Raw genomic sequence first — 25,719 nt, forward strand, 5'->3', positions numbered from 1 at the left:
TTTAACTTTCAATCAAATGTAGCAATTTATCAAGCAGAAATTCTACCGATAGATCGCTATCGTACTCATTTTTCCAGGTATTTATCCACGTACTTTCTTTTGCGATGGAGATGGCGATAGACTTGTCTATGAGCAGTTTAAAAAAAGAAATGTCTTTTGGGGTTATCGATTTTGTCGTCTGAAAAAAGTCTAAATCAATATCTAAAATGAAGTTGCCCATCCATTCTTCACGTGGAATGCATAGGTCGAATAAGCCAAATCTTTTTTCAAGCTGTTTAGCATTAATAACTGTAGAATGCTTTTTATAACTTTGAGAGTTATTGATAACCAGCTGTCCGGCATATTTATCATCGCCATTAATACAATATACACGTTCCGGTTTGCCGTGGTAGGAATCATGACTGTAAACCAAAGCTTTTTTGATAAAGCCGGCCTTAAGTGCCGCATCGATATGTTCATCATGCTTCAGGTCATTAATTCTGTCCGAATCGTTTTCTATAATTCCCTCGATTAATTTTGCTTGTCTTTTGTCCCAGCTATCCTGATCGGGAATTCGCCTGCCGGGTGTGGACAAATTATTGAGATATCCCTGAAAAGCACGGTGTAAATCAGTATGATGGTCAAAGGTCAACAGGTAGGACCGTTGTTCCCGGAATTGATGCCAAAACTTTAAAACATGGTGATGCTCCTCGCAAATGAAAACTTTTTTACCGTTAATATCCAATTGCGTAGAATCAATCATATGTTACTAATTTCGTTGGCGTTTATTTATAAGCTGTTGACGAATCAATTCAATCCTGTTGATTTCTTCGACTGACAATCCTAAAGAACCATTCAAGATGGCATAGTTGTTTTGGGTCAAAACGTCTTGGATGGAATTTTTATTTGCAAACGCAATCTCATACTCTGCAAAATTATTGCAGACGGTGTATGGCACAGGAAGTATCCTGAATTCATTAGGTGTCAATTCCAGAACGCCACCTCCATAATACCTTCCCTCCAATTCGGCGTAGGCCAATGTAAGTGAATTGTAGAATGAGTAGATAAAATTATTCAATTCAAATCCGTTAATCATTTCAATTTTGTAGGCGCTGTCAGTAACCAAGACATTGGCATCATTCCTTATTAATTTAGGATATTCATGTGCTCTCTTAAAGAAAAAGGCGGCCGGAATCTCTGCAATATTATTAACCTGGTACCATTTGTTTCTTTGTTTGCATTTAAAGCCGTTTGGCAAATCCATTTCGACACCAGCTGCCAAATAAGTACTTATATCTTCAGTTATCTGATTATCTTCCATCGGGTTAAAATCCAAGAGGTAAGCAGGCTTATTGCCATTGACAAGATTTTGGAAATTGTTGTCATTGAACGAAATAGAACCATTTACGAAAAAACCTTTCTGGACAATCGGACGAATGTAGTTGTGCAGATTGAATTGTTCTACCGTATCCCTGTTTACTATAAAAAACTTATTGGCCGCTGTAACAATGCCCGGCTTATTGTTTAAATGGTGGCTGACAAGATTTAACCTCGACTTTATGGATTCCAAGAATTCATATTCTTCGGGTGTGATTAAGTGATGTGTCCATTTCTTGTCTGAATCTGATACTGCGGTATTTCTGTTAAAGACATAATTACCATTCTCCAGATCGTCAAGTGAGGAAATGTTTGTGTAGAAAGTACCAGCATTTTCATGCTGTTTATATCCGATCAGCAGTACGGTATCCTGACCTTTGCATTCCTGGAATTGCAATTCATTGAATGTAAAAATCTCCATTCTCTGAAACTCAGCTTTAAGGAGATTCCGTATTTCCTCAGTAAATTTCACCTGAAGCAATTCCAATGGTAATATAAGCGCCATCATCCCATTATCGGCCAGTTTACTGACCCCACTTACCACAAATGATGTCCAAATGTTATTGATGCTCTTGTCGGAAAGCAACTTCTCTGCATGGATTAATTTTGCCAGGTTTTTGTGTTCTTCGTCAAGAAGGGTTTTCTTCACATAAGGTGGGTTCCCGAGATAAAGCGAATAGCGGTTGTTGTCCCTGAAATGAAATTCCAGATAATCTTCATTAAATGACTGAAGCTGTATATTTGGATTGAGCGGTATTTGAAGTGCCTTATTGATTTCCTCTTCATTTTTTTCAACAATCGTTAGATTCACGCTATTGAAATTCGGTAAGTGAACACTATTGGAAATTGAAGATAAAAATGCACCATCACCAACACTAGGCTCGATAATGGATATATCTGCCTGACCTGCCAGACGGACAAGGCAATAATCGGTCACAAGATTTGCCAATCTTGTAGGAGTATAATATGAGCCTGTTTTTTTTTTATTGTCCAACTTCAAGGTAATTTAAGTAATTCAAAAATTCAGAGGCCAGATCGCTTTGAACTAACTTTAATCTTGTTTTGTCTTCTCCGTCTTCGAGAGATTCTATTAAATTTTTTACTTCGTTCATTTTGTCTCGAAGCTTATCAAGCATGAAAATTATCTGATATCTTCCGAGATATAATTTTAATTTAGTGTACATATAATTTGCCCTTGGAGAATCTGCATTTGGGTAAATATTACCATGTTCATCCCTATAGAAGTGTAAATTATAATCATCATTAACTGGATCCAGATAATCATTATCATCATCTCCTTTGGCCATATTCACATAGGAACATGAATAAACTAAATTTTTATAATCATTTAAAAGTTCCGGGTTTTTTGATTTTGGTTTGACATGATCTATGTGAAAACACTGTTTTCCACCAAACCAGATATGGTGGCAATTTGTATAACCGCAACGCTTATTAAAATCGTCCACCAAAAATGTTTTATATTTCTGATACGGATTTAAAATTGGACCTGTATAACTTCTTACAGGAGCACTCTCTCTAAACAGCGGCTTACTCATTCTTTTTGGACTTAATTTCATTAATCAACGCATCTGTTTTCTCAATTAGAGTGTTAAGCCTTTCTGCATTCGTATTAGCTTTGAGGCTTGGTGGTATTGCATTTCTTTTGTCTAAAGATTTTTCGACTAGTGCATCAAGTTCAATCAATTCTTCTTCTTCTGATAAAGTAAGTGGTTCAGTTTGCCTTTTTATAATTAATTCTTTGATACGAATTTCTGCATTTTCAATTTTGGCTATATGCTTCTTGATTTGTGTTATGACTTTTTCAAAAAATTTGGGAGACTCCTGAATATCTTTTTTCTCATAAACTATGTTTACATCAAACCCTTTGTCGATAGCGTCATCTTCAAAAGAAGTTAAAATAAATACGGGAAATTCCGCTCGAACTTCTATTACTCCTTTAATGACATCAGAGCCGTTATAATGAACAGTTGGGTCTTCTTCGGATAGCCTAAAATCAGCTACTACTGCATCAACTGACGAATCGAAAATCTCGGCAATTGTTTCTTCAATTGAAGCTTTTGGTTTTATTGCAACTACCTCAAATTTTTCAAGGGCGCGGAGCAATACACTACGCTTAAAAGAGCGTATGTCAGTATCCATTTCGTCTATATATGCAACTCTGTAACTCATATTAATTTGCGGGTAGGTTAATTTTTATTTGAAAGCCAGGTCTAATTTTGGTTAGCCTGATTGTTCCTTTGTATTCATCTACTACAGATTTCATAATCCACATTCCTAAGCCAGTGCCATTTTGCTCTCCTGTGTGATCGTCTCTCTTAGTACTGTAAAATGGTTGATAAATTTTATTTGGGTCGGTTATACGTGGGTCTAGTCCAGGACCTGAGTCTTCATAAACTACGTTGATTCCGGTTTTTATGTCATAATCAAAACTAAATTCAATTTTTCTAATATCTGAAGCGTCAGACCTGTTGAAAGCATCAACGGAGTTTGAAATTAAATTATTAAAAATGCTATCTAAATCAATTTCATGTCCTTTAAAGAATACTTCCGAAAAAACTCCCTTCTTGACCGAAAATTCAACTTTCTTTTTCTTTAAAATTGAGTCCCATAGTCTTTCGAATTTTGTTAAGTAATCAACAAGGTCGATATTCTTTTGAGTTCTTTTATCTTTTTTTACTGCGCCCAACGAGAAATCCAACCAATGCTTTAATTTTTTATCCTGGTCCTGAATGTCATCAATTAAGATAAAAGGGTTTAATTCTTCGGGGAGTAGTTTCAGTTTTTCTGGGTCGATAATATCATTAAGTATTAACCTTAAATCAGTTGTTCTCGGTAGTAAACTGTCACTCATATTTTTCAACTCGTGTGCAAATGAAGTAACTATCATTCCCGCACTTGCTAATACACGAAGTAACTTTTGTTCATCTTTTAGTTCATCATTCTCTTCTTCGAACGCTAATATACCTTGTACGTAGGTTTCATTATCATCTTCTGTAGTATCAGAATCCGAAGTGCCAGTATTTGAACCTGAGCCACCATTATTTGCATTTTCACTTGCAGCTTTTGCTTTTTCGGCAGCTTTTTTTCTCGCTTCCTCGGCTTTATTGTTATCTTCAAAAATCTTTTTCAACGACATCATGATTTGATTTCTGTCGTTTTCAAATATTCCGATGATTTCAATCAGAATATTTTTAAATACTGCGAACGCATCACTTTCCTGTATGCCTTCCCGACTTGATTTATCTTCAAAATTTAGATTATGAATTCTGGAAATATTAACAATACCATACGTTTGTTGTGGTCTAACTTTATAACCAGGTCTTGTCACTGTAGGGTTTTGCAAAGCTCTTTTTCCTAAGTCGAGCCAGTCGAATGAATTGCTTTTTACTTCACCATAGGGGCGAACTCTAAAATAATCCCGAAACAGCTTAATTCCTCCAAATTCATTTAACCATTTTGCGCGGTCTCTATAGTTAACAATTTTGTAGGGATATTTTTTTATTTCATCTTTTTCCTGACCACCGCCTCGCTTTAAAAAGTAGAATTCAAACTCAAAAGAGCCAATCTTTTTCAGATTATTATCGACATCTTTAAATCCAGCTAACAAGTTTTCTAACGTTGTATTTATTGTATAACCAGTTTCATCGAAAGTGTTTGGTCCATACAGATTTGGAGAATTCGTTGCTATTTCAGAATTGAAAAAATCTAATTGTTTTAAATCTTCAATATTTAATTCGTTCCGCTCAACGTTTATGCTTAGGTTCCCCGAATCATCACACTTGGCTGCAACTTTATAATCGTAGTCGTCACAGACTGTTGAGTTAACGAAACCATATTTCTCTGGATCTAAAGTTGAATAAAGATATATGTCAAATTTAGAAATAGCTTTGGGCGGTACTAATAGCTCCAAATTGGAGTACAAAGCATCTACACTTTTTTCATACCAATCGTCACGAAGTTCTGTAATTTGAATTATAGTTCCTTCCTCAAGTAACCAATCTTTTAATATTTCAGTATCAATATCGAAATCTGTCAAAATTTCCGCCGCTATAGTTTTGATACTTGTAAATTCGGTATCGTCTAAGTCAGCTTTTACATCTGAAATGACTGCTGATTTTTTATTAAATTCCTCCCAATTTACCTTCCATTCTATTACTTTCTCTCTATCAAAAGTTTTTGTTAACATTTTGCATTTTGAACCTAGTCGATCAATTGCAAATCTTCCTATTCCTTTAGCTCCGGTTTTAACTCTTTCCTCAAGTGTGTAGGGATCATCTAACTTGTCATCAGTTCCGATAATCATCCAATGACTTAATATTTTTTCCATTGTCATTCCAGTACCACTGTCAAGAATGAATATTTGGTCCTCTATCGGATCAATAATAATAATTCCAAACTTTGAATCTGCATCATAGCAATTTTTAATTAATTCAATAATAGCCCCACCCGCATTCGCGAAGTTTTCCTGACCGATCAAGCGAGCTGTTCTTGCGGAAACAGTAAAAGGAACTTGTGCCATATTTATTGATTTTGAAGTTTCAAGTTTTTACAAACATCTTTTATTATTGATGAAGGATCTACGTCCATTGCGAGTGCTATTAGATACAATTCATCAACTGTTAATCGTGCAGAATCTCGTAAACTTAACTCGCTTAACCTTGATGCACTGATTCCCGTTTTTCTTGAAATTTCCGCTTTATTTACAGATTTTTTACTTAAAAACTTCCCGATTTCGGTCATATTGAAATGTTTGACACAAATATATAAAAAATGGACAAGTATTTGGATTTTCGGGATAATATAGTCTAATTTATAGGTAGTATTGAAAGTTTTAAATTAATAAAACTAATCTAAAATTTTCAATGCCATGTTATTAATTAAATATTTATAAATAAAAAACCACGCTACTTATTGCAACATGGCTTCTACCAAACAATTAAACTACTTCTTTGCTTTCGCCTTTACAACTCTACCGCCCTTGATATAGCGGTAACCCTTTTTCAGAGTTCCGTCTCTTTTTACTCCCTCTCTCTTAATTACGCTGCTGCATAGTTTTTTTGCCGAGATTCTTTTTTTGTTTTTCGATTTTGCTTTTTTGCTTACCATGATTTTTGAATTTTAATTATTTGACTTTAAATGATAATTTTCTTTTTTTGGGTTGACCTACTAACTTTTTATAGTACATCGAATATTTCAAAGTGAGGTCATTGCCCCGGTTTTTCTCCAATGTTGCAAACCGTTCTTTTGGATCGGGATGTGAGGAACAATGAATTACTGAAGTAGGATTATGCGCCATTTTATTGCCACCATACATGGCACCGTTTTCTTTTACCTGAGAAATGAAGCACCAAATTATTTTGGGATAAGTTGTTCTTAAATAATTCAGTTGGTCAGCTGTAATTTTTAAATCAGTAACGGAATCCGCTATTATGACCTTGACTATTTTGCAGAAATCCTGCAATTCCTCAAATGGTTTTTCCAAATAACCTTTTATGGCTACATACCGTCTTCCTTTCTCAGTTGTGTTCCTGTTTATGCTGTCTAAAGTATCTTTACTCTCGATACCGCCTTGCTCATAATCTATGTAGGCAACAGGTATTTCTTCCTCTCCAAAAGCATTGGCAATCTGCATGGCGAGTTGCGACTTTGAACTGTGCTTATTGCCTTTAATCAGGATAAGTGCTTTATGTGGCTGTTGCTTTTGCAGGAACTTTCCAATTTCGCCACCCAAAACGAAAACATCCTTAGCCTCTGTTGGCGCAGTTCCGGCAGAAACAAAACCCAATTTTTCAAGTGCATTCAAGCTTTTATCCTGATTGGAAACAACTTTTTTTACTCTTTCCGGAGCGGATGTTTTTGTCACTTTTACACTTACCGAAAGTCCTACTTTCTTGCTCCGAGAAACTTTTTTCTTTCCTGGCTTTTTTGAAACATTTTTCTTTGCCGGTTCTTTGACCGTAGACTCTTCAGTATCGCTATTTCTGCCTAAAATGTAGTTGACTGCTTTTTGTGATTGCGCTGAAGCTTTTAGGAAAAAGCGATTATCATTCTCCAGTTCCGAAACCAAAACACTATTCCAATTTTTAAGATATTTTGCCGAATTTTCTCTGGTTTGAAATAATATCCCTGCTTCAGAACACATAAAAACCGCTCCCAACTCTGCAATGAGTTCTTCAAAGGCATAACTCTTACTGCCAAACATTCCCGTCATATCTCGGTTCAATCTTTTCTTAGCGCCTGTCGAGTGGGTTAATTCATGGAAATAAGTACAGTAATACGAAGCTTCTTTTTTGAAAGCTTTGATGTTTGGCATGTTGAGTTTATCTGTTGCTGGCTGATAATATGCCTTGTCGCCGACAAACGTATAAACAGGCGGATTTTTATAACCATCAATAAGGTTTTGCGCCTGTTCGATAGGATCTACATTTTTGTTGCCGATTGCTTCAGGGAATTTCAACCCAGTACAATCATCCGCCCTGAAGACATTGTAATATTTTATAACTGGAATCTTCTTCAGATACTTGTTCAAATCTTCTTTAGTAAGTCCGTTGGCTTTGACAAATTCTGTAAACTTCTCCCTGTCGGTAGTCTTGATTTGTAAAGTGCCATTATCAAAACTGAAAATCATCGTGTAGTAAATCACACGCCTTGCTTTGCTGTCTTTTTTTAGGCTTGCTCCTGTGTCTTTAATTTGATTAAATGTTAGGTAATATGGCTGAATGAATTTTATCGGCACTAAATATCCTTTGCCTTCTTTGTCAAATTTTATATCGAAATTCAATAGGAAATTTGCTCCGGTATATTCCTTCTTGCTCACATAATTTTTAGCTGTGCCATCAGCACCTGAACCCACCCAATCTTTTTGCCAAGGCAAATGACCAACTGTTTCAATGGTATTAATGATTAAATCTGTGATGTAGCTATAAATATCATCCTGCGCAACCCCATTTAAGCCCTCGCTGTCTTCTTCCGAGATATATTCCAATGTCGGTAGAATGATACTTTGGTCTGCGCCACTAAGTCCAATCGGTTCAATGAAATTGGCAATCTCAATGGTAAAAAGTTTGTCATTGTTTTGCTCCAAAACTCGACTTAGGCGATTTGCAATAACCGAATGGTTTTGTCTTTTGGCTTTTGCTAAAAGGGCTTTTAAAATTGAGCGTTCTACGGTTGCTCCGTTGAGATTATTAAATTCAGTAACTAAATCCATGTTTACTTGATTATGGAATATTCTTTGCCCAAGACACTCAAAATCGTTTCTATTTGAATGTCATTCACGCTTCTTATTTTTGATAGGTTTTGCCAGTTGGAAATGTTTTCCAATACTGGGATTTCCACAATCAAATCCTTTAATACAAATTTTCCTTTAGCGGGAATTGAGATAAAAGATTTGTTGACGGTAATAGTGGCAATCCGTTTTTCGGTTTTGTCCTTCAGGATGATTCGTTTTACTATCGCAATAATTCCATCAGGGCTGAAATTATCACTTGTAGGATTGTACAGGGTAACATCCAAATTGAAGCGCATCCGCTTGAAATTAATGTCAAAGTTTCTCAATCCTGTTGGAATGGCTTTTAGTTTAGTCATGGTTTCTTTCCACTTGTTTAGCTTACTGCTATACCATATTGCGCCAATACCTAAAATCGCCCCGCCGACGATAATATGTTTTGTCTTTATGCCCATACGCTTGTTTTTTTGCGAATGAAAAAGACGATTCTCATTCCGATATAGAGAAGTGCCAACAGACCCAATCCCATTAAAGATTTTTCCAGTTTTGAGAGCGGTTTGATAACTTCGACAGGGATCTTTTTCTCCTGGATAATTATCTTGTCGTTTTGATTATTGACAACAGTATTTTCACTTTGGGTTTGTGCTATCCGGGCATAAAACTCCAATTGTTTTTTAAGCTTATCATAAATTAGTTTATAACCGTTATCTCCCGAATTTTTGGAGGTATTTAGCTTGGATAGAATTTCATCAACTTTTGCATTTACTAAATTGTCAAGCGAGGCATTTCCTGTATTACTCTGGATAATTGGTGTAATCAGTCTATCCTCGATTTCCTGATTGACTACGGTATTTTTTATACTGTCTTTTTTCTGAATGTCGCTTTTAATCAGGGTGGTTTCCTGTTTCATTTTTTTAGCTGAAGAACAACCAGTAATGAGAATGCAGGAAAAGAGTAACACAGTTATATACATTAGCTTTTTCATGGCTTTGGTTTTTTGAAGTGATTTTTAATTTTGAAAAGAAGTAACTCTAAAGATTCAATTATTTGGAATAAATCAATCCCATAATACACGCTGACTGCTCCGATGATTTTGTTAAGGATTTGCCTTTTCATTGTCTTTATTATTCAGGCAACCGGCACACTTTTTTTGATATTCCTGAAGCTGCTCTTTGAGGTTTCGGATTTCAATAGTATTAGCATCAATAATCCGTTGCATTTCCTCAAATTTTTTATCGGTTACGATTGACATTTTGGTATAAATCGAATCGATAGCTTCCAATGCTGAAGCTTCATTCTTTTTCAGTTCCGAGTTTCGGGAACGCCAAGCGATATATATTGAAATCAGCGTTGTTGAACCCAAGAAATAATTTAGTAAGGTTTCTATTGGTAACATATCCTATGCTTTAGTGAGTTTAAAAGCTAAAATTGAGCAACCTAGTAAAAGGGTTGTAGAAGCTATAATCAGTTTTACTCTTGTTATTGACCGTTCTCGGCTTCGCTTTTTTTTTTAATATCCCGAAAGTGTCAATGCTTGTGTAATAGTTTAGCTGTTTGACCCTCTCGGAAAAATTGGTGAGCGCACCATTGATTTTTTTGGTGATGGATGTAATATTGTTGCTGTCAGCAATCGGATTCAGATTATACCGAACACTCCAGAACCAACCTGCAATATCAATGGCAATGTCAGGGCGGGAAGCCAAATCAGGATTTGTTATTACATCAACTCCTGAATAGTTTTTGTATGCCTGATAATTTGCCCTGCCTGTCAGTTGGATTAAGCCACGACCACGGAAACGCCATCCATCACCGACTTGGGTATTACCCAGGTTCTTTTTTCCCCACGCTCCGCCATAAACAATATTGGCAATGGCTTCCTGATTGGCTTTGTGCTGTGAAGTCCTGCCGTAAAGATTAGCCTGTGCTGCTGAAATTTGATTTGTTCCGAACGTTTCAATAAGTCCTGAAGGTGTATAATTCAGGTTTTCGGAAAGCCTGATAAATCCACCTGTTTCCTCGTGAAGTTGTGCCAAAAAATGTGCAATACGTTTGGGTGTATTGATTGCATATTTCTTAAAGACTTTCAGGAATGGTGTACTATTTGACAATAAAAACTCCATTACAATTGCACTTTTTTAGGTTCTACTTCGGGCTTTTCAACTGGTTTGCTTTCTTTTTTTGGCTGTTCATCATTGCCCATTGAAGCTATGATAAGTGCGCCTACAACGCCCAATCCGATTAATATTCCTGTGTTTGTGTTCATCATTTCCAATCTTTAAGCCTGATTTGTTTTACTCCCTTTTGAGTGAAAAGAGCATTTTCTGTATTCCTTCCAAAGTCGCCATCAGCGGCAACTTTCAGCAACGCTTGCAACGCCTTTACTTCAATACCTTTGCTTCCTTTTCTAAGCAGTTTGTATTTATCGCTACCGGCAGGAGCATTGATTGCGGGAGTAGTCGGCAGTATTTTCCCGATCGGTGTTATAACACTATGGTCGGTAATCCAGTAAATGTCATTCAGGAAAGCACCGTCTCTTTGCACGACGTAACGGAATGTTCCATCAGGTCTTTTGCCAACCCAAATAATTTTCCCGATTTTATCGCCTTTTTTGAAAGTTGCTTTTCGGATTCCCTCACTGGTATAATTCCCGTCTGCCATTCTTCTGGCATCGTAAGTTTTTGTGCCGTTGAATCCCGATGCCATTACTTCCTGACCGATATTATAGTTAAAGGTGTCGGCTGTCCTGACTGGCGGAGTTACAACAGCTTTAACCGGAACAATAGGGGCAGTTGCCGCTTTTGGTATTTTTATAGTTGTTATTGGTTTCGGTGTAGGCTGCTCACTTAAATCTGCTTCAGGTTCCTGGAGTATTTCTTCATCGTTCTTTTTCTTCTGAACAAAGTAGTAGATGCCACCTCCGATAGCAAGAGCGATGCCGCCGCCAATCCAAATTTTATCTTCTGTGGTCATTCTTATAAATATTTTGGGTAATTCGATTTCAATAAATTATAGTCACTGTCGCTAAGTTCTTCTTTGAGCCATACTTTTAATGGATGCTTTGTTGGGGTTTGCCACAAGGCGAAATAAGTATTACCTGTCAGTGTGTTGTAATACCTGCTTCCGAAAGCTTTAATGACCCATGAAAACTGCGCTTGACTTACTCCTGTAAGCGTGGTAAAGATGGTTTTGCGCTTTTCGGTATTAGTGAAATTGGCTTCCTTCATTGCATCATAAAGCACCGTGGCTATTTCTTTTGCATTGAAGCTTTCCGTACTTATTCCCTGATTCAGGTAAGCATTACCGTTTTTATCCTTTTTTGCCTGAGAAATGGCAATAAGCAATATTCCCAATCCCGCAACACCAACTGAGATAGGCAGAATTTTTGAACTGTCCATGATTAAAAAAAGTTGGGAATTATAAAGCGCAATTCCATTAGTTCATTTTGGCTGAATTGGTCGCCAAACCATTCAATCAAAGTCATTTTCTTGGATAATGGATTAATACCTTTTCTAAGCCCGAAAGCATTGTGGATTCTCACAAACCCATTAGCATTAATCCCCATTAGGTTTTGCTTAACTGATTTAAAGCCGTTTCCCATTCCATACATGGCACTATATATCGCTTCAGCTTTATTCTTTGCCATTCCCGTTGAGATATTACTTGGCTTATCCCTTTTATTTTCTTTGAGCGGAGAAAACCCACCAAAGATTTTCCGATAGGCAAAATATCCCACACCCACAAAAAGCCCCATTTTCAAGACTCCCTTAACGATTGAGACTGTCGCATTCACTCCGGCATTGGCAGTTTCAAGTGTATTGGCGATTGCCTTTTGCCCTTGCGGAGACGATGCGACAGCCATTATTGCCGGATTGTGTAAACCTTGTCTTTTCATTTTTCTTTTTTGGCATTGGCAACAGGGAATCTATTTCACTCCTTTGCAGGTTCTTTTCAAGATTGGATTAAAGTTTTTAAAATGGTCAGGACTATCACCCTCTACCGAAGTAGGTCACGCATTCCATCGTGTTTTACCTTAAACCAACCCCTGTTGGTTGGATGAGTTTTTACACATTCTTTAAATGATAGACACTTCTAATCTTACATTTCCAAATCAATGCTGTTTTATTGATCTACATGATAAACTCTTTGATGGTTTGCCAACTCTGCGTGTCAGTAACCATTGCAATGGCTTTTTTGGATTTCTTCAGTTCTGCGAGTTTCTCTAAAACTTCGTTATCCAAATCTGCTAACTCCTGAAGCAGTTTTGCTTTTTTCTGTACCTTGAATGGATTCGTCTCTTTTGTTTTTATGCTGATTGTACTCATACTAACATTTGGTGTTTTTGTAATAGCCCGAACAATTCCTGTGAAAAGAGATTGTCTTCGGACTTCTCGTTGATTTTCTGATAAATGACAGATAGCAGGACTATGGTATCATCGTCAAGGGTTTTGATTATGTCCAGGAAAGCCTTTTTTGCATCCGAATAATTCGAATCATCCAAATCTTCGGCTGAAGCCATTGCTAAACCGTTACTCTCAACAGGCACATTAAAACCCAATCCCTTCAATATTAATGGAGCTTGCTTTACTACGCCCAAAAGCATATTGTTCAAGCTGTCATTGCTTTCTTTGGTATATCTCCGTTGCAATTTTTCTTCGGTCAGCTCATCGTTTTTGGCTTTGAGTTCCCGATTTTGCTTTTCTGATTCTTCCAGTTTCCGTGCAAGTTCCGAGCGGTCATGTGCCTGTAATTTCAAGTCGAAGATTTCGGCAATTCCCAAACCCATCAATCCGCTTTTCTTCTTTTTCTTCTTTTTTTTAGCTTCCTGCATAGGCTCATCTTCATTATCGTTTGATTTTGATTCCCCGAAAGTCACATCGAAAGCTTCTCCCTCAATCTTAAAAGCATTAATCCCATTTTTTCGTTTCTCCTGAAGCGTTATTTTTGAATGTCCTTCAGCAAAAACTTTTTCAAAGAAATCCTCTGATGAACCATATTCATTTTTAATTTGCTCATGGGTTACGTTCCGGTAAATTGGCTTTGAAGTATTCCTGTCGTAAACGGTGACAGCACAAAATTTGTCACTATTCAGCTTATCCATCAAATCATCTAATCGCTCCATCCTTACATTAGTTTCTTGTAGATAAGTAGTATTTTGTTTTGTGGTATCGGATTTCGTTTTTTGTTGTCGGTATTGGCGTAAGTAACTTCTAATTGCACCTTTGAAAATGTACCATCAGGCACAATCAGGATTTGCTTCTGCGTTGGATAAATGCTTACTCCATTAACAATTGCAATGCTGTTGCCTTTATTGAGAACGCAGAGCGAGGTAATATTCTCCAAAATCGGGATTTGTTCTTCTCGGTACTCTCTTGTTATAAAAGCTGATTCTACAAACATTTTACATTCTTTGGATATTATTGTTATACAGGAATACCACATGAAATTTTAATGGGGCATCGCCTTGAAGCTTTTCGTCTAAAGTGAAAATCAAAGAATAGTCCTTGTTTCCGGTATCGAAATTCATTGGCTTAAAGCTTTTCTCATATTCCCCGCCGTTTGACTGCCTCCAGTTGTCGATATGAACCGATGGAACAATTGCAATGCTATTGTCATCTTTCATTTCAATTGATGCCATTGCGTTAACAGTCTTTTCAACGCCATTGGTATAAAGTGCCGCTCCCGTAGTAAAGCCTGTTGGAAGTTTGAAGTTTACAGAGGTATCACTTTCTCCAGGTCTTATTATCGCTTTTGCGACATATTGAATCTGTCTCATGCTCTTTGGTTTTTAAAAGCCATAGTTTCAGACTATGGCTTTTGAATCTGAATATTATTTTTTCGCTTCTGTAACTCGGAACTCCAATCGCATAAAGAGTGGTTTCCCGGTTGGAACTGTAACACCTTTAGGAAATTCCAATTCCAGTTTGAATTCTTCTTTAGCTCTTAAAAGCGGCGTAGTTGCAATTGGTCTATGGTCTGCATCCTTGAAGTTTTGAGTATCGGTCATCGGCAAATCAATAAGCATGTCATTGGTTTGGATAAGCCTTAAATCGGCATTCTGCAATTCAGCAGGAATTTTTTCTGCATTTTGCCAATTCGCACTTTCTACACCTGCTCCGACTGAGGTAAATAGAGCACGAATGGAATCAATGACAACATCACGCCCGGAGTTCAAAAGGTTTCCGTCAAAATTGGTGACACCAACAAGTTTTTTGGTATTGGAATCAACGAGTTGGTTAATTCCGCTCATGCCGTCAATTTTTACGTTCAAGTAGAAAGTTTTGTCAACCAACTTGGTTGCCTGCGGCCTTGCGGATTGTGCATATTGGCGTTGTCTTGCTCCCAAAACTTTGATTGCCCTTTGCAGTTGTGGATTTCTATTTTCCATTGTTGTATAATTAAAGTTTACTTTTTTGATTACATGATATAGTTTCCGTCTTCATCGATGTAGGCATTTAAACCATCTTCATCATAAGCTCCTAAGCCATCATCTTCATAAAGACTCAATCCGCTTTCAACATAATTTCCGTTTTCATCGATGTAGCCGCCCAAACCTTCATCATAGCCGTTCAGCCCATCTTCTACATAATTGCCGTTGACATCAATGTAGCCACCCAATCCGTCTTCATGGTAATTGCCATAAGCATCGATATATCCGTTTAATCCGTTAACCGCTCCTGAAAGACCAGCCGCTTTTTGCATAAATCTTCCGATAGCCGATTCGGGGTTTAGTTTGGAAGCGATTTTCTCAGATGAAAAAACATTCTTCACAAGCTCTAAGCCGTGAGCAATGGAAACACCAATTGCTGAACCTCTCATAAGCGAACTTTTAGTATCGCTCCCTTTTACTTTTACTGCCAAAAACCCCGCACCAAAGGCAACCGCGCCATTAACAACACCTTTTACCATGTTGGAGGATGTCTCGGTCATAGTGCCTGTTAAACCTCTTGAAAGAGCGCCAACGGCAACGGCAGAACTGATTGTTATTAATTCTTGTTTCATGTCTGTATTTATTGATTACTTTTTGAACTTGTGGCTAAGAGAATTGCTCCGACTGCGCCTACACCGATAACTATCGGAATCGTGTAATTGGGTTTATCTGAAGATACTCCGCTTTCATTTTTTGATGCTTCCCGTTGTGTAGCTGCTTCTTCTCTTAAATTGTCTACCGGAATATCTTTTACACTGGAAAGGGTTTCGAGCTGCGCATCATTTGGAACTCCTTCACCAGTTGGTGTGCCTGTAGATATGGATTCCGCCGGAATTCCTTTTACCTGTGCAATTGTATCCAATTGGGCAGGCGTAGGGGTTGCATTTGGCATCACTTCAACTGGTTCGGAAGTTTCAATTTGATTGTTGGAAAAAGCATTCTTGACAGTTGGTTTTATCACATTGTCCATTGCTAATTTTCCAACTTTAGTATTTGCAATTTTAGTTGCAAACTTTACCACCTTTCCATTCTTTACCTTGGTTAGGATTTTCCCAACTTTGCTGTTCATTAGTTTACTGGCAATACCACCTCCTGGAATAAAGGTCATGGCAGTTGAAGCAATTGGGGCAACGGCTTTACCAACTTTTATAGCGTTCTTGATAGAAACATTTTTTAACCGCACATTTTTTTTGAGGAATTTGCCGATTTTGAACCCTCGGTTTAATCCTGCATTTAATCCTGATTGTTCTTCTAATATTATCATACGCTGTCTTTTTTAAAATGGAAATCTGTTTCTGCTGGTAGTGTTGCTTTTCTTGGCACTTGTTCTCTTTTTAACTCTGCTTGATGTACCTTTCAAGCCTCTTTTTGGTGAAGGGCAATTCAGCCCTACGTGTGGCAGTTTCTGATTCATAAAAACATCTTTTTTATCGGTATAACTTGGCTCTTTGTTACTCTGTATCGTTCCGTCAATAATGCAATGTCCATCGTCTAATTTTCCGCTTTCCTGATTGAATGGCACAACCAAATAAACATGAGTAAACTGCTTTGGATTGAACTTTGGCTGTTTAATTTGCCTGATGTAATGCTTGATTCCCAAATTCATCAAAACCGAACTGGCGAAAATCGAGTAGCTTTTACAATCAATTCCTTCACGGCGATTAAACCAACTGTTAGCAGGGCTTCTTAAATTCTGTGTCACTCCATCCGCCTGATATTGGATGTCATAATACAGGAAGTAATGAATCTTATCACAAGTATCTTTTACGGTTCTCCCTTTAAGGATTTGCGATAATTTGGCAACCTGTTTATAGAAAGTTTCCACCCATACTTTCATCATGGAAACTGAATAAAATGTATCGCCAGTTTTGAGTTTTACCTTTTGTCCTTTCGGTTTTTCAATCAGGTGGTTAAACTCGTCACCGTTTTTTATTCTGCGCTTTAGAATTAAGTTGATTTCATTTTTGGTCATTTTCATTTCCTAACTTTCCTGAGCAAATTTTGGAAATAAAAAAACCTCGCCTTGAGGTATGGCGAGGTATTGTAAAGTATTATAAGGATTTTAAGAGTATGAGGAAATATGCTAAAATAATATTGCAATTCTATTGCAATATTGGCAGCAAAAGTTCTTTAGTCTATTCCAAGTTTTTTATGCATTTCATGCCATTCTTTTCTGAACTGAATACTTTCTAATGCTGCTTTTCGTCTTTCTTCTGGTAAGCATTCAATACAGGTTGGATATTGAAGTCCTTTGTAATGTTGTTTACACTTAGGACATAATTCCATTCCGTTTACATCAAAATTATATGCACATTTTTTGCAAGCGGTTATTGCATCTTCAAAGGAAAGATATTTGATGCAGTCATTTAGATGAAGTAAAAATGCCTCTTTCTCAATCGTTTCAGAATCTTTATTTTTTGCACGTTCTCTTTGCATCCAATATCTAACACTTGATAAATTGTTTTTATTTCTCCATTTATCCTTTGAGACAAAACATCTATCTACAATTTCGTATGCGTCTTCATTTTCATAAAAAATGGAAATGAGTTCGTTTACCGATCTATAAATTGCTTCATCAAACTCGTGCTTACAATCAGCACAACGATATTTTGGAGTTTTTTTTACCCTTATGCTTGGATTTTTATTCTTACAATTTGGACATAATGGAACGGGCTCGTACTCATGATTTTTTAGCAAGTAATCAGTAAATTCTGATTTGTTTATTTGTGGATTAGTGTCTATGTGGTCTTGGGCATATTTTCTTGTTATTTCTCTCAGATATTCTGAGTATTTTCTTGGGTGAGAAAGATGCTGTACGGTTAAAGTCTCGGTACCACTACATATTTCACATTTGTCTTTAAGAAATTTGATTCTTCTTTCTTGCCAGTCTTTTGTATTCCAAGATCTTTGTCCTTCTTTTAAATCTCCCCAAAATTGGGTTTTTGCGAGTTCTAATCGAATTTCATTTTTCGTCAATTTATCTCTTAGCTCTATGAGTTCGCTATATGTCAACATACTATCTTTTTTTAGGTACAATTCTGCCTCGACTGTTTTCACTATAAGTATAACCCGTAGAAGGAAAGGCTACAATACGCCCATCTTTACCCTCTCGATAAATATAACCGGTTGAAGGAAAAGCAACAATCTGTCCGTCTTTGCCTTCTCGATATATATACCCCGTTGAAGGAAAAGCAACAACTCGACCATTTTTTCCTTCTCTGTAAATATAACCTGTTGATGGAAAAGGCACAACTCTTCCATCTTTACCTTCTCGATAAATATAACCTGTTGATGGAAAAGAAATTTCTTTACCATCTTTTCCTGTTCTTGAAATTTTTGACATATCTTAATTTAGATAAACGTTCTGTAAACTTGTATACATTCAAACAAACAATCATAAAGCCATTTAAAAATTGATAAGTAATTATGTATTTAGTTTCGAATTTAAGAAATAATCTCTATAAATTACCTGTTATTATCGTCATCATAATAATATCCTTTAGGCAATCCGTAAGTTTCTACAAACTCCATAAACTCCAAGTGAGGAATCATTTTAGTATCCTTCGAAATATTCTTTTCTTTCAGGATTTCATTAATTTGTTTTCTGATTTTCGCCTCACTAAACTGATCACAGTACATCTGAATCAATTCCGATTTTGTAACTGAATAGGGAAGCGGTTTTTTATTGTTTTTATTCATAGCGACATTATTTGAGTTTAAATATTTTTTCTCAAATCATTTATGCGGAACAGAATTCCAAACACCTTATCTTCCAAATACTTCAAAATTCGATTTTTGCCCATGATAATGAAATCAAAAAATTGCAATGGTGCGCTTATAATGATTGCAAAGCAAAGTACGATGGCGAATAGGTTCAGATAAATTATTTTAAAGCGGTTTTTTAATTTCATGGCTTGTGTTTAGATATTGGTTAGTTTTTGATGGATTATATCTGAAATGAACTGCATCGTAATGTGTTGTTCCTGACTTCTTTCTGTTCGCTTCCATTGGCAACAATACAGTAGTATTACTGATTGTGTTGGGCTGAGGGAAATATTTGCAACTGGCTTTTTGCTTTCAATCTTCGTCCTGAATATGAAAAACATACTTTGCAGGGTGTCAATGACTATAATATCATTGCAATACTTTTCATAATCCTTGCAATGGGCAATGTTATCGACCTTATGCCGGATAAATTTTAGCAGTTCCGATTGTATTATCTCGATGTCTGCAATTTTGATTTTCTTTAATGCTATTTTCATGTTGTTGTTTAGTTATCGTTTATCTCCAGTATTCTTGTCAAAGGCAATAAGGTTAAGCATTCCCCTTAGTCTTGACCTGACTCTGTTACCATAGGCGGTTTCTATTTCAGAAGCGGAAAGGTTGGTCGTTAAATGAGTTTGAACTTTCTTGGCAATGAACAGATCATATCGTGAAAGGATAATTTCAGCCATTACATTGCATTCATTACCATAGTATTTCAGGTTTTGCTCAACCCCTAAATCATCGAAGCAATAATTCTTATTTTCACCTTGATTGCCACGACTGTAACGGTGTATTACCTCGTAGCCTTCTTTGATAAATTCAAAGCTTATATCCCTACAATTCTTGATATAAAACCGATTGCCCTGCTTAGTAACATATTTCATCAAAGCCATTAAGGTTGTCTTTCCGCATCCGACTGGCCCGGACAATAAAATTCCTTTTGTAAGGTCAATTCCGTACAGTTTGGTTTTAGCTTCATCATTCAAAAAATAGGCTATAAGCTTTGTGATGTTGGTAGTGTCGTGCTCAGCGAAATGAAACTTTTCCCCGTAATCCTGTTTGCCTTTCTTTTCCAACCATGTTAGAATCTCCGGATAGTTGTACTGTAAACTCATGGTTGAAAATCTTACAATGGTTCTGCATAGTCCTTGTCTTCTTCGGTGTTCAAATTATTAGCCCTTGGTTTTTCTTTGTTTTGAGGCGAATTGATTGAGAATTTGGAAGTGGTCAGCATCCAGTTTCGAGCTGCGGCATTCCAATTTACCATTTCTGTTTTCCCGCCAATCAACCAACCGTTACTGGTGTAGTAATTGAAAAACCTCTCGGCTTCCAGTTCGGGATAACCCTCGGTTTTGAAATATTCCTTCACCTGTTCCAGTCCTGGCTTTTCTTTTTTTTTCGCGGAACTTTTTTTTTCTTTTCCTGCGGTATCTAAATAACCATCCTCAGCTAATCCCTCAAAATTTCCTTCAATAGATATGTTTTTATTGTTTTTTAATGTTTGTTTATTATTATATATATGCGGTTCATTAACCTGTTCAGCAACCTTACCATTAACTTGTTCAATCATTGGCTTGCCGCTCGAAAGATTATACATAATGACCTCTGTACCGGAATATGGATTATAGGAGGGTAAATACTCTATAAAACCAAATAATTGCAATTCTCTGATGCACTTGTGATATGTGGCTTTTGAAGCAATCCTGCTGGCTTTCATCATTTCATCCCTTGAAATTGTAATCGGGTTTTTAAACCGATTTACATTCCAGCTTTGAAACAATGCCAAGTACAAACTGATATGGGTAGGGTAAATAGTCTCTTCATTGGTGATGCAATTAAAAAAACCTGTCAAGTGCTTTATGTAATTCATGCTATAGGATTACATTACTTGAAAAGCGTTGGTACTGGTTTGACGTTACCATTCAGAACTTTTTCAATGTCCGAATAGTTATAATACATAATACCTCCAATTTTGGTAAAGGTGAGTGTACCATTAATGCGGAGATTTTGCAAAGTACCGGGGGAAATGTTCAGCAATTTTCTGACTTCATTAGATTTAAGCCATTGTTTTACTTGCTGTGGTTTTGACTGGATGATTTCTTTTAAATCATTCAGTAGAAGACTCCTAAATTCATTTAGGTCTTCACGTGTAATTACTTCTATAGCCATAACATAAATTTTAGTTCGTTATAGCGCAAAATTGTTCGATTTAGAGCAGTTTGTTTCACAACGGGGATGGAGTTGTGAACGATTTTCATTTAAACAATATCATCTGCGTTGTCCATTCTTTTCATGAGTGTTTCATTTAATGAAATTAAGAATTTAGTCCTATCGTTTTTCCTTGCCCGAATTTCAAGGAATGTGCGACGGAATTGCCCTAAATCAACATCGAAAATATGTTCAAAATATTCTGCTATATCTTTCAAATCAACAGCACCATTATTAAATGTTCCTTCCGAATGAAGAGCGTATAACAATTCTGTTAGTGCTACTTTTGAGCCAGTCCAAGTCATTTTTATGTTCGGTTTGCGTTGTGATTTTTCCGAAATATCTTTATTATCAATCATAATTAATTGATTTTCCAAGTATAACTGGATTAAGTCATTTGCTAATATTTTAGCAACTTTGAAATCGTGAGAGGTTGAAAAGTTTCTATCTGTTTCAAAATAGTAACTGTCTAAAGACATCTTTATATCAAATTTGCCTCGCAAGAAGTATTTATAATCTAAGTAACTACTACCTGAACGATAGTATTTATAAAAGTCTAGTTCGTTATCAAAAAATGACTTCAATTTGATGAGCTCATTATTATAATATTTCTTCAAAATACGACTTCCACCATTGGGCTTTTTCATTTCAATTTTGAAAATCACATTATAGTAAATCAGTTTTGAAGTAAACTGTGGTTTAATTTCTTTGAAAAATTGTATTTCTTCAGTTTCTGTTTTAAAACTTTGTTTGGAAACGATTGATTTTAAGTTATTAATCGTTTTTAAAATAATATCTATGGCGCTTTCACAGCGTATCAATAAATTATCAATCTCTATATCAATAAAACTTAATTGGTCGTTAAGTTCAGTAAGCAACTTAGGTATTTTGGGGTTCACTACATTAAGATATTTTATGTCATGGTTCGCCTAATTATCATTAATTTAAAACTCTATAAATCAAAAAAAACAAAAGGCGAACATTATAATTTGTCCGCCTTAAGTCGTCAGCAAGAATAGTAATTAAAATATAATTTGAGCGGTTATTCTATATTTTGGAATGTCTCCTGTGTTAAGATTAGTATGTCTCATTTTAATAGATACTGGATTCTTGGGTCGTTACAGGATGAAGGCTGATTGAAGTATAAACAATTATAACTTCAATCAGCCCCCCATTTCCAAACTTCCTAAAAGAAAATATTGTATTTACTCATTGTAAACCTGCGCCAAAATCGGAACAAAAGATTCAAATGAAGATTTTGCTGTAGTTTTTGCAGTACGCTGCTGTTGCGGTTTTAGTTTGCCGTCATTGAATGCTTCACCCATTTTTGCAAGTAAGTGTGCTACTTCCGAAGATATGCCAGCATTAGCTAAGCCAGTGACATAATCTTCTTCAGTAAATAGCAGGTAAGGTAAATCCGGTTTGCCAATCGCCTTTCCGATTAAGGTTGTTGCCTCACTCATTGTCATTGGAGATTCTGAGAGGTATTCTCGTATTTCAACACCATTAAAATTTCCATTCATGAGTTCATTTGCAGCTAAAACCCCTATATCAGTAGTGGAAGTCATATACACGGGTAAATCTGGGCTATGTACTCCACCATTAATACCTGTATACTTAATCAAAGGTAAAGAACCAAAAAAGTTATTAAAGAAAAATCCGGCTCTAATGATTAATTGATCGGCATTTGTTTGGGCTAAGTATTTCTCAAGAGTGTGCAATCCAACTATTAATCCTGTTCCAGATTCTTTGTCCGCACCTAAACCAGAGAGAACTACCAAGCGATTTACACCTGAATTCTCTACTGCAATTTTTAAAGCACTTGCGACTTGCTTGTAGTCACCGATTGGATCAGTACTTGTATAATCTGGTGGAATCATTGCGTAAACGCCATCAGCTCCTTTAAACGCATTGATTAGAAAGTCTGCATCTTTTGCATCTCCAACGAATATTTCTGCGCCACGGTCAGCATATTTCGATAATTTTGAGGCTGAACGGCCAATTACCCGCACGTTATAACCATTGTCAAGCAAGGTGTCAGCGACAATACTTCCTGTATTACCTGTTGCACCCATAACTGTAAAAATTTTATTTGTCATTTTTTTTAATTTTAAAGTTTTAGTAAATTTTTTAAATCTATTTCAGTGTTGGATAGTCAAGATATCCTATCTCATTTCCACCGTAGAAAGTTTCAGTATCAGGCACGTTTAAATTTGCACTTTCTTTAAACCGTCTAACCAGATCTGGATTTGCAATAAACAATTCGCCAAATGAGACCAGATCCGCAACGCCATCGAGAATAGCCTGATTTGCGGTATCACGTGTAAATCCACGATTAATGATGTAGGTACCGTGATAAAATTTGCGGTAACGTCTTGCATTATTTAAAACGACTTCGATAGGTTGCAGGTCTTGCGCCTCTCCGTATCCACCGATATGAACGTATGCCAAATTGTATTCATTAAGTTTGTGTATTACATATTCGTATAAAGTTGTTTGGTCGTCATCCAATTCAATTCCAAACATTCCCCGAAACGCGGGAGCGAGTTTAATTCCTATTTTAATACCTGGTATTCTCTTCTGGATCGCATCCAAAACTTCAAATAGAAATCTCGCTCTGTTCTCGACTGTACCACCGTAATTATCTTCTCTTTGATTTGCGCACTTCGCAAAAAACTGATGAAACAAGTATCCATTTGCACAATGCAGTTCTATACCATCAAATCCTGCTTCTATGGCATTTGACGCAGCAACCGCAAAGTCCTCAATAGTTTCGTTAATATCTTCAATTGTCATGGCTTTTGGTGTAACGGTATCCTGAAAACCATTTTGTGTGTAAGACCAAAAATTGGCGTTAATTGCAGAAGGTCCTAAGGGCAAACTGCCATTCAGCAAATCGGGATGAGAAATTCTGCCGCAATGCCAAAGTTGTGCGTAAATTAGTCCGCCTTCTTGATGAACAGCAGATGTCACCTTTTTCCAACTGGTAGTCTGTGGAGAAGTCCATATTCCAGGAACAAAAGCATAACCTATAGAGGTCGGACTTATATTTATACCTTCTGAAATAATTAATCCTGCAGTTGCTCTCTGTCTGTAATATTCAGCCATCATATCGGTTGCAAGATGATTAGAATTGTCAGATCTGTTTCGAGTCATAGGGCTCATGATAACTCGATTTTTTAAATCCAGTTTATCTGTTTTGTATGGTTCTAATAGCTTCATTGTTTTTTATATTTTATGATTATTTAGAAGGCAAAGTTATACTAACTTGACTTCTTAAAATATAGTCCTATACTTTTGTATAGTAGGTTAGATATGAATAATAGAAGCCATATTCTATTTCAATAGATCACCCATGCCATAGTCACGCAGCATTGTTTGATGCTGTACTTGTACTGCATCATTTGATGCTTTTATTATATGCCCTGTAACGTGATCCACCACAGTACGTAATGGTCTTTGTCCCTTTGGCGTGTTTATCAAATTTACTATAGCATCGGCTACATCTTGTGGATTGGGCTTTACCGTCTCAAGCAACTGCGTTAATCCTGCCTCCATTTGTTCAGGTATTTGAAGTAATGAACCATAGCCATCATTGACACCTAAATCAGAACCGGTTCGCACTTTTCCAAAAATGTCGGTAGGGTATGCGCCCGGTTCTACCACTGTCACATCTATTCCTAAAGATTTCACTTCATAATGTAAGCCTTCACTCAAACCCTCCAAGCCGAATTTTGCTGCACTATATACAGTCATAAAAGGGAACGAAAGTCTTCCGGAACCACTGGATACATTTACAATCAAACCTTCTTCTTGCTTCCTCATATATGGTAGTGCCAATTTTATCAACCTCCAATAAGCTATTACATGTACATCAAGCATATCCTGCACATCTTTGGTGGTAAAGCTTTCAGCCACCCCGTATGCTGCATAACCAGCATTGTTTACCAACACATCAATCTTCCCTTCTTTAGAAATTATTTCACCAAAGACTTTTTGTACATTCTCCTCATTGGTAAGCTCTACATCTACTACTGTAATGTTTTCAACCGCAGATAATGCTTTTGCTTTGTCTGCATTCTTATCATTTGTGTCTCTCATGGTAGCATACACTTTATGTCCTAATGCAGCTACGCTTTTTGCCGTTAGCCATCCAAAGCCACTGTTTGTTCCTGTAATCAATACAATTTTTTTAGTCATTTTTTTATGTGTTTAAATTTTTACACTACAATATTATACTATCTTTGCTTCTTAAAATATAGTCCTATACTTTTGTATAGTAGGATTCGAAAAAAGGTTTTGATATGACTAAAAATGATACTAGTAGAAAGCCGACTCCAAAAGAAATTAAATCTTGTCCAGAGTTATATGTGTTGGCGTTAAATGATACAATTAATGTATTCAGCGGCAAGTGGAAATTTGCAATTTTAAGCTCAATAACATTTGGAAAGCAGCGATATACGGATATTCAAAACAATATCCCCAAAATAACCCCCCGTATGCTAAGCAAGGAACTCAAAGATTTGGAAATGAATGGTATGATAACAAGAATTGTGCATAATACAATTCCTGTTATCATCGAATACAAACTGACAAAATCAGGAGAATCAATTAAAGAAGTGATTGAAAAAATGGTTGATTGGGGTATTACACACAGAAAACAATTTTTTGAAAATTATGATTATAGCAAAATAGATTATAAACATAAATGATG

General features: G+C 36.4%; 35 protein-coding genes. 1 reads left to right on the top strand and 34 read right to left on the bottom strand.

The window, feature by feature from the left end:
• Position 1: 1 nt before the first annotated feature.
• The 34 genes from G4D82_RS10305 to G4D82_RS10470 form a co-directional block, all read right to left on the bottom strand.
• On the bottom strand, positions 2-742 hold the full coding sequence (locus G4D82_RS10305) for a peptide arginase family protein (protein WP_166337198.1): 741 nt from the start codon (positions 740-742) through the stop codon (positions 2-4).
• Positions 743-748: 6 nt separating this feature from the next.
• Positions 749-2,350 carry an Eco57I restriction-modification methylase domain-containing protein gene (locus G4D82_RS10310; RefSeq protein WP_166337199.1) on the bottom strand — a complete coding sequence of 534 codons (1,602 nt, stop codon included), beginning with the start codon at positions 2,348-2,350 and terminating at the stop codon, positions 749-751.
• Positions 2,340-2,933 (bottom strand): HNH endonuclease family protein, encoded by a 594-nt coding sequence (locus tag G4D82_RS10315; protein ID WP_166337200.1) that lies wholly within the window; start codon positions 2,931-2,933, stop codon positions 2,340-2,342. The genes G4D82_RS10310 and G4D82_RS10315 overlap by 11 nt, the downstream gene beginning before the upstream one ends.
• Positions 2,905-3,516 carry a hypothetical protein gene (locus G4D82_RS10320; RefSeq protein ID WP_166337201.1) on the bottom strand — a complete coding sequence of 204 codons (612 nt, stop codon included), beginning with the start codon at positions 3,514-3,516 and terminating at the stop codon, positions 2,905-2,907. Before G4D82_RS10320 ends, G4D82_RS10315 begins: the two co-directional genes overlap by 29 nt.
• Before the next feature lie 31 nt (positions 3,517-3,547).
• On the bottom strand, positions 3,548-5,896 hold the full coding sequence (locus tag G4D82_RS10325) for a sensor histidine kinase (protein WP_166337202.1): 2,349 nt from the start codon (positions 5,894-5,896) through the stop codon (positions 3,548-3,550).
• A gap of 2 nt (positions 5,897-5,898) precedes the next feature.
• Complete coding sequence (locus G4D82_RS10330) at positions 5,899-6,117, bottom strand: helix-turn-helix domain-containing protein (protein WP_166337203.1); 219 nt, start codon at positions 6,115-6,117, stop codon at positions 5,899-5,901.
• Positions 6,118-6,499: 382 nt separating this feature from the next.
• The gene (locus tag G4D82_RS10335) at positions 6,500-8,587 is read right to left on the bottom strand and encodes an ArdC family protein (RefSeq protein WP_166337204.1); all 2,088 of its coding nucleotides are present in this window, start codon (positions 8,585-8,587) and stop codon (positions 6,500-6,502) included.
• 2 nt (positions 8,588-8,589) lie between these two features.
• On the bottom strand, positions 8,590-9,060 hold the full coding sequence (locus tag G4D82_RS10340) for a hypothetical protein (protein ID WP_166337205.1): 471 nt from the start codon (positions 9,058-9,060) through the stop codon (positions 8,590-8,592).
• The gene (locus tag G4D82_RS10345) at positions 9,051-9,590 is read right to left on the bottom strand and encodes a hypothetical protein (RefSeq protein WP_166337206.1); all 540 of its coding nucleotides are present in this window, start codon (positions 9,588-9,590) and stop codon (positions 9,051-9,053) included. Before G4D82_RS10345 ends, G4D82_RS10340 begins: the two co-directional genes overlap by 10 nt.
• Before the next feature lie 111 nt (positions 9,591-9,701).
• A complete protein-coding gene (locus tag G4D82_RS10350; RefSeq protein WP_166337207.1) occupies positions 9,702-10,001 on the bottom strand; it encodes a hypothetical protein in 300 nt (99 codons plus the stop codon).
• Positions 10,002-10,020: 19 nt separating this feature from the next.
• On the bottom strand, positions 10,021-10,725 hold the full coding sequence (locus G4D82_RS10355) for a glycoside hydrolase family 19 protein (protein WP_166337208.1): 705 nt from the start codon (positions 10,723-10,725) through the stop codon (positions 10,021-10,023).
• Positions 10,725-10,871, bottom strand: coding sequence for a hypothetical protein (locus tag G4D82_RS10360; RefSeq protein ID WP_166337209.1), 147 nt, complete (start codon positions 10,869-10,871; stop codon positions 10,725-10,727). Before G4D82_RS10360 ends, G4D82_RS10355 begins: the two co-directional genes overlap by 1 nt.
• Positions 10,868-11,575 carry a peptidoglycan-binding domain-containing protein gene (locus G4D82_RS10365; protein WP_166337210.1) on the bottom strand — a complete coding sequence of 236 codons (708 nt, stop codon included), beginning with the start codon at positions 11,573-11,575 and terminating at the stop codon, positions 10,868-10,870. Before G4D82_RS10365 ends, G4D82_RS10360 begins: the two co-directional genes overlap by 4 nt.
• Positions 11,576-11,577: 2 nt before the next feature.
• Positions 11,578-12,000 (bottom strand): hypothetical protein, encoded by a 423-nt coding sequence (locus G4D82_RS10370; protein ID WP_166337211.1) that lies wholly within the window; start codon positions 11,998-12,000, stop codon positions 11,578-11,580.
• Positions 12,001-12,002: 2 nt separating this feature from the next.
• A complete protein-coding gene (locus tag G4D82_RS10375) occupies positions 12,003-12,497 on the bottom strand; it encodes a hypothetical protein (protein WP_166337212.1) in 495 nt (164 codons plus the stop codon).
• A gap of 235 nt (positions 12,498-12,732) precedes the next feature.
• Positions 12,733-12,927 carry a hypothetical protein gene (locus G4D82_RS10380; protein WP_166337213.1) on the bottom strand — a complete coding sequence of 65 codons (195 nt, stop codon included), beginning with the start codon at positions 12,925-12,927 and terminating at the stop codon, positions 12,733-12,735.
• Positions 12,924-13,724, bottom strand: coding sequence for a hypothetical protein (locus tag G4D82_RS10385; protein ID WP_166337214.1), 801 nt, complete (start codon positions 13,722-13,724; stop codon positions 12,924-12,926). Before G4D82_RS10385 ends, G4D82_RS10380 begins: the two co-directional genes overlap by 4 nt.
• Positions 13,725-13,726: 2 nt before the next feature.
• Positions 13,727-14,002, bottom strand: coding sequence for a hypothetical protein (locus G4D82_RS10390; RefSeq protein ID WP_166337215.1), 276 nt, complete (start codon positions 14,000-14,002; stop codon positions 13,727-13,729).
• A gap of 1 nt (position 14,003) precedes the next feature.
• The gene (locus tag G4D82_RS10395; protein WP_166337216.1) at positions 14,004-14,378 is read right to left on the bottom strand and encodes a hypothetical protein; all 375 of its coding nucleotides are present in this window, start codon (positions 14,376-14,378) and stop codon (positions 14,004-14,006) included.
• Positions 14,379-14,432: 54 nt separating this feature from the next.
• Complete coding sequence (locus G4D82_RS10400; protein WP_166337217.1) at positions 14,433-14,990, bottom strand: hypothetical protein; 558 nt, start codon at positions 14,988-14,990, stop codon at positions 14,433-14,435.
• 29 nt (positions 14,991-15,019) lie between these two features.
• Complete coding sequence (locus G4D82_RS10405) at positions 15,020-15,604, bottom strand: hypothetical protein (RefSeq protein WP_166337218.1); 585 nt, start codon at positions 15,602-15,604, stop codon at positions 15,020-15,022.
• Positions 15,605-15,612: 8 nt separating this feature from the next.
• Complete coding sequence (locus G4D82_RS10410) at positions 15,613-16,296, bottom strand: hypothetical protein (protein WP_166337219.1); 684 nt, start codon at positions 16,294-16,296, stop codon at positions 15,613-15,615.
• 12 nt (positions 16,297-16,308) lie between these two features.
• Entirely contained in the window at positions 16,309-17,010 is a 702-nt protein-coding gene (locus G4D82_RS10415; RefSeq protein WP_166337220.1) for a transglutaminase-like domain-containing protein, read from the bottom strand.
• A 152-nt stretch (positions 17,011-17,162) separates the two neighbouring features.
• The gene (locus G4D82_RS10420; protein ID WP_166337221.1) at positions 17,163-18,047 is read right to left on the bottom strand and encodes a hypothetical protein; all 885 of its coding nucleotides are present in this window, start codon (positions 18,045-18,047) and stop codon (positions 17,163-17,165) included.
• Position 18,048: 1 nt separating this feature from the next.
• Positions 18,049-18,375, bottom strand: a complete 327-nt coding sequence (locus tag G4D82_RS10425; protein WP_166337222.1) for a hypothetical protein — start codon at positions 18,373-18,375, stop codon at positions 18,049-18,051.
• Between the two features lie 122 nt (positions 18,376-18,497).
• On the bottom strand, positions 18,498-18,731 hold the full coding sequence (locus G4D82_RS10430; protein ID WP_166337223.1) for a hypothetical protein: 234 nt from the start codon (positions 18,729-18,731) through the stop codon (positions 18,498-18,500).
• A 221-nt stretch (positions 18,732-18,952) separates the two neighbouring features.
• Positions 18,953-19,294, bottom strand: coding sequence for a hypothetical protein (locus tag G4D82_RS10435; RefSeq protein WP_166337224.1), 342 nt, complete (start codon positions 19,292-19,294; stop codon positions 18,953-18,955).
• A 12-nt stretch (positions 19,295-19,306) separates the two neighbouring features.
• A complete protein-coding gene (locus G4D82_RS10440; protein ID WP_166337225.1) occupies positions 19,307-19,912 on the bottom strand; it encodes an AAA family ATPase in 606 nt (201 codons plus the stop codon).
• Positions 19,913-19,923: 11 nt separating this feature from the next.
• Positions 19,924-20,667 carry a transcriptional regulator gene (locus tag G4D82_RS10445; RefSeq protein WP_166337226.1) on the bottom strand — a complete coding sequence of 248 codons (744 nt, stop codon included), beginning with the start codon at positions 20,665-20,667 and terminating at the stop codon, positions 19,924-19,926.
• A 14-nt stretch (positions 20,668-20,681) separates the two neighbouring features.
• The gene (locus G4D82_RS10450) at positions 20,682-20,966 is read right to left on the bottom strand and encodes a helix-turn-helix domain-containing protein (RefSeq protein WP_166337227.1); all 285 of its coding nucleotides are present in this window, start codon (positions 20,964-20,966) and stop codon (positions 20,682-20,684) included.
• 89 nt (positions 20,967-21,055) lie between these two features.
• Positions 21,056-21,883, bottom strand: coding sequence for an RteC domain-containing protein (locus G4D82_RS10455; protein ID WP_207788156.1), 828 nt, complete (start codon positions 21,881-21,883; stop codon positions 21,056-21,058).
• Positions 21,884-22,210: 327 nt separating this feature from the next.
• Positions 22,211-23,104, bottom strand: a complete 894-nt coding sequence (locus tag G4D82_RS10460) for an NmrA family NAD(P)-binding protein (RefSeq protein WP_166337229.1) — start codon at positions 23,102-23,104, stop codon at positions 22,211-22,213.
• Between the two features lie 37 nt (positions 23,105-23,141).
• A complete protein-coding gene (locus G4D82_RS10465) occupies positions 23,142-24,227 on the bottom strand; it encodes an alkene reductase (protein ID WP_166337230.1) in 1,086 nt (361 codons plus the stop codon).
• A 114-nt stretch (positions 24,228-24,341) separates the two neighbouring features.
• Entirely contained in the window at positions 24,342-25,205 is an 864-nt protein-coding gene (locus G4D82_RS10470; protein ID WP_166337231.1) for an SDR family oxidoreductase, read from the bottom strand.
• A 104-nt stretch (positions 25,206-25,309) separates the two neighbouring features.
• Here G4D82_RS10470 and G4D82_RS10475 point away from each other — a divergent pair, with 104 nt between their 5' ends.
• Complete coding sequence (locus G4D82_RS10475) at positions 25,310-25,717, top strand: winged helix-turn-helix transcriptional regulator (protein ID WP_166337232.1); 408 nt, start codon at positions 25,310-25,312, stop codon at positions 25,715-25,717.
• The last annotated feature ends 2 nt before the right edge of the window (positions 25,718-25,719 follow it).

The organism is Flavobacterium lotistagni (assembly GCF_011392125.1).
Taxonomy (GTDB): domain Bacteria; phylum Bacteroidota; class Bacteroidia; order Flavobacteriales; family Flavobacteriaceae; genus Flavobacterium; species Flavobacterium lotistagni.

Coding starts and splice junctions, on each gene's coding strand:
- G4D82_RS10305 (WP_166337198.1), bottom strand. CDS start 742: ATGATTGATTCTACGCAATTGGATATTAACGGTAAAAAAGTTTTCATT.
- G4D82_RS10315 (WP_166337200.1), bottom strand. CDS start 2,933: ATGAAATTAAGTCCAAAAAGAATGAGTAAGCCGCTGTTTAGAGAGAGT.
- G4D82_RS10320 (WP_166337201.1), bottom strand. CDS start 3,516: ATGGATACTGACATACGCTCTTTTAAGCGTAGTGTATTGCTCCGCGCC.
- G4D82_RS10325 (WP_166337202.1), bottom strand. CDS start 5,896: ATGGCACAAGTTCCTTTTACTGTTTCCGCAAGAACAGCTCGCTTGATC.
- G4D82_RS10330 (WP_166337203.1), bottom strand. CDS start 6,117: ATGACCGAAATCGGGAAGTTTTTAAGTAAAAAATCTGTAAATAAAGCG.
- G4D82_RS10335 (WP_166337204.1), bottom strand. CDS start 8,587: ATGGATTTAGTTACTGAATTTAATAATCTCAACGGAGCAACCGTAGAA.
- G4D82_RS10340 (WP_166337205.1), bottom strand. CDS start 9,060: ATGGGCATAAAGACAAAACATATTATCGTCGGCGGGGCGATTTTAGGT.
- G4D82_RS10345 (WP_166337206.1), bottom strand. CDS start 9,590: ATGAAAAAGCTAATGTATATAACTGTGTTACTCTTTTCCTGCATTCTC.
- G4D82_RS10350 (WP_166337207.1), bottom strand. CDS start 10,001: ATGTTACCAATAGAAACCTTACTAAATTATTTCTTGGGTTCAACAACG.
- G4D82_RS10355 (WP_166337208.1), bottom strand. CDS start 10,725: ATGGAGTTTTTATTGTCAAATAGTACACCATTCCTGAAAGTCTTTAAG.
- G4D82_RS10360 (WP_166337209.1), bottom strand. CDS start 10,871: ATGATGAACACAAACACAGGAATATTAATCGGATTGGGCGTTGTAGGC.
- G4D82_RS10365 (WP_166337210.1), bottom strand. CDS start 11,575: ATGACCACAGAAGATAAAATTTGGATTGGCGGCGGCATCGCTCTTGCT.
- G4D82_RS10370 (WP_166337211.1), bottom strand. CDS start 12,000: ATGGACAGTTCAAAAATTCTGCCTATCTCAGTTGGTGTTGCGGGATTG.
- G4D82_RS10375 (WP_166337212.1), bottom strand. CDS start 12,497: ATGAAAAGACAAGGTTTACACAATCCGGCAATAATGGCTGTCGCATCG.
- G4D82_RS10380 (WP_166337213.1), bottom strand. CDS start 12,927: ATGAGTACAATCAGCATAAAAACAAAAGAGACGAATCCATTCAAGGTA.
- G4D82_RS10385 (WP_166337214.1), bottom strand. CDS start 13,724: ATGGAGCGATTAGATGATTTGATGGATAAGCTGAATAGTGACAAATTT.
- G4D82_RS10390 (WP_166337215.1), bottom strand. CDS start 14,002: ATGTTTGTAGAATCAGCTTTTATAACAAGAGAGTACCGAGAAGAACAA.
- G4D82_RS10395 (WP_166337216.1), bottom strand. CDS start 14,378: ATGAGACAGATTCAATATGTCGCAAAAGCGATAATAAGACCTGGAGAA.
- G4D82_RS10400 (WP_166337217.1), bottom strand. CDS start 14,990: ATGGAAAATAGAAATCCACAACTGCAAAGGGCAATCAAAGTTTTGGGA.
- G4D82_RS10405 (WP_166337218.1), bottom strand. CDS start 15,604: ATGAAACAAGAATTAATAACAATCAGTTCTGCCGTTGCCGTTGGCGCT.
- G4D82_RS10410 (WP_166337219.1), bottom strand. CDS start 16,296: ATGATAATATTAGAAGAACAATCAGGATTAAATGCAGGATTAAACCGA.
- G4D82_RS10415 (WP_166337220.1), bottom strand. CDS start 17,010: ATGAAAATGACCAAAAATGAAATCAACTTAATTCTAAAGCGCAGAATA.
- G4D82_RS10420 (WP_166337221.1), bottom strand. CDS start 18,047: ATGTTGACATATAGCGAACTCATAGAGCTAAGAGATAAATTGACGAAA.
- G4D82_RS10425 (WP_166337222.1), bottom strand. CDS start 18,375: ATGTCAAAAATTTCAAGAACAGGAAAAGATGGTAAAGAAATTTCTTTT.
- G4D82_RS10430 (WP_166337223.1), bottom strand. CDS start 18,731: ATGAATAAAAACAATAAAAAACCGCTTCCCTATTCAGTTACAAAATCG.
- G4D82_RS10435 (WP_166337224.1), bottom strand. CDS start 19,294: ATGAAAATAGCATTAAAGAAAATCAAAATTGCAGACATCGAGATAATA.
- G4D82_RS10440 (WP_166337225.1), bottom strand. CDS start 19,912: ATGAGTTTACAGTACAACTATCCGGAGATTCTAACATGGTTGGAAAAG.
- G4D82_RS10445 (WP_166337226.1), bottom strand. CDS start 20,667: ATGAATTACATAAAGCACTTGACAGGTTTTTTTAATTGCATCACCAAT.
- G4D82_RS10450 (WP_166337227.1), bottom strand. CDS start 20,966: ATGGCTATAGAAGTAATTACACGTGAAGACCTAAATGAATTTAGGAGT.
- G4D82_RS10460 (WP_166337229.1), bottom strand. CDS start 23,104: ATGACAAATAAAATTTTTACAGTTATGGGTGCAACAGGTAATACAGGA.
- G4D82_RS10465 (WP_166337230.1), bottom strand. CDS start 24,227: ATGAAGCTATTAGAACCATACAAAACAGATAAACTGGATTTAAAAAAT.
- G4D82_RS10470 (WP_166337231.1), bottom strand. CDS start 25,205: ATGACTAAAAAAATTGTATTGATTACAGGAACAAACAGTGGCTTTGGA.
- G4D82_RS10475 (WP_166337232.1), top strand. CDS start 25,310: ATGACTAAAAATGATACTAGTAGAAAGCCGACTCCAAAAGAAATTAAA.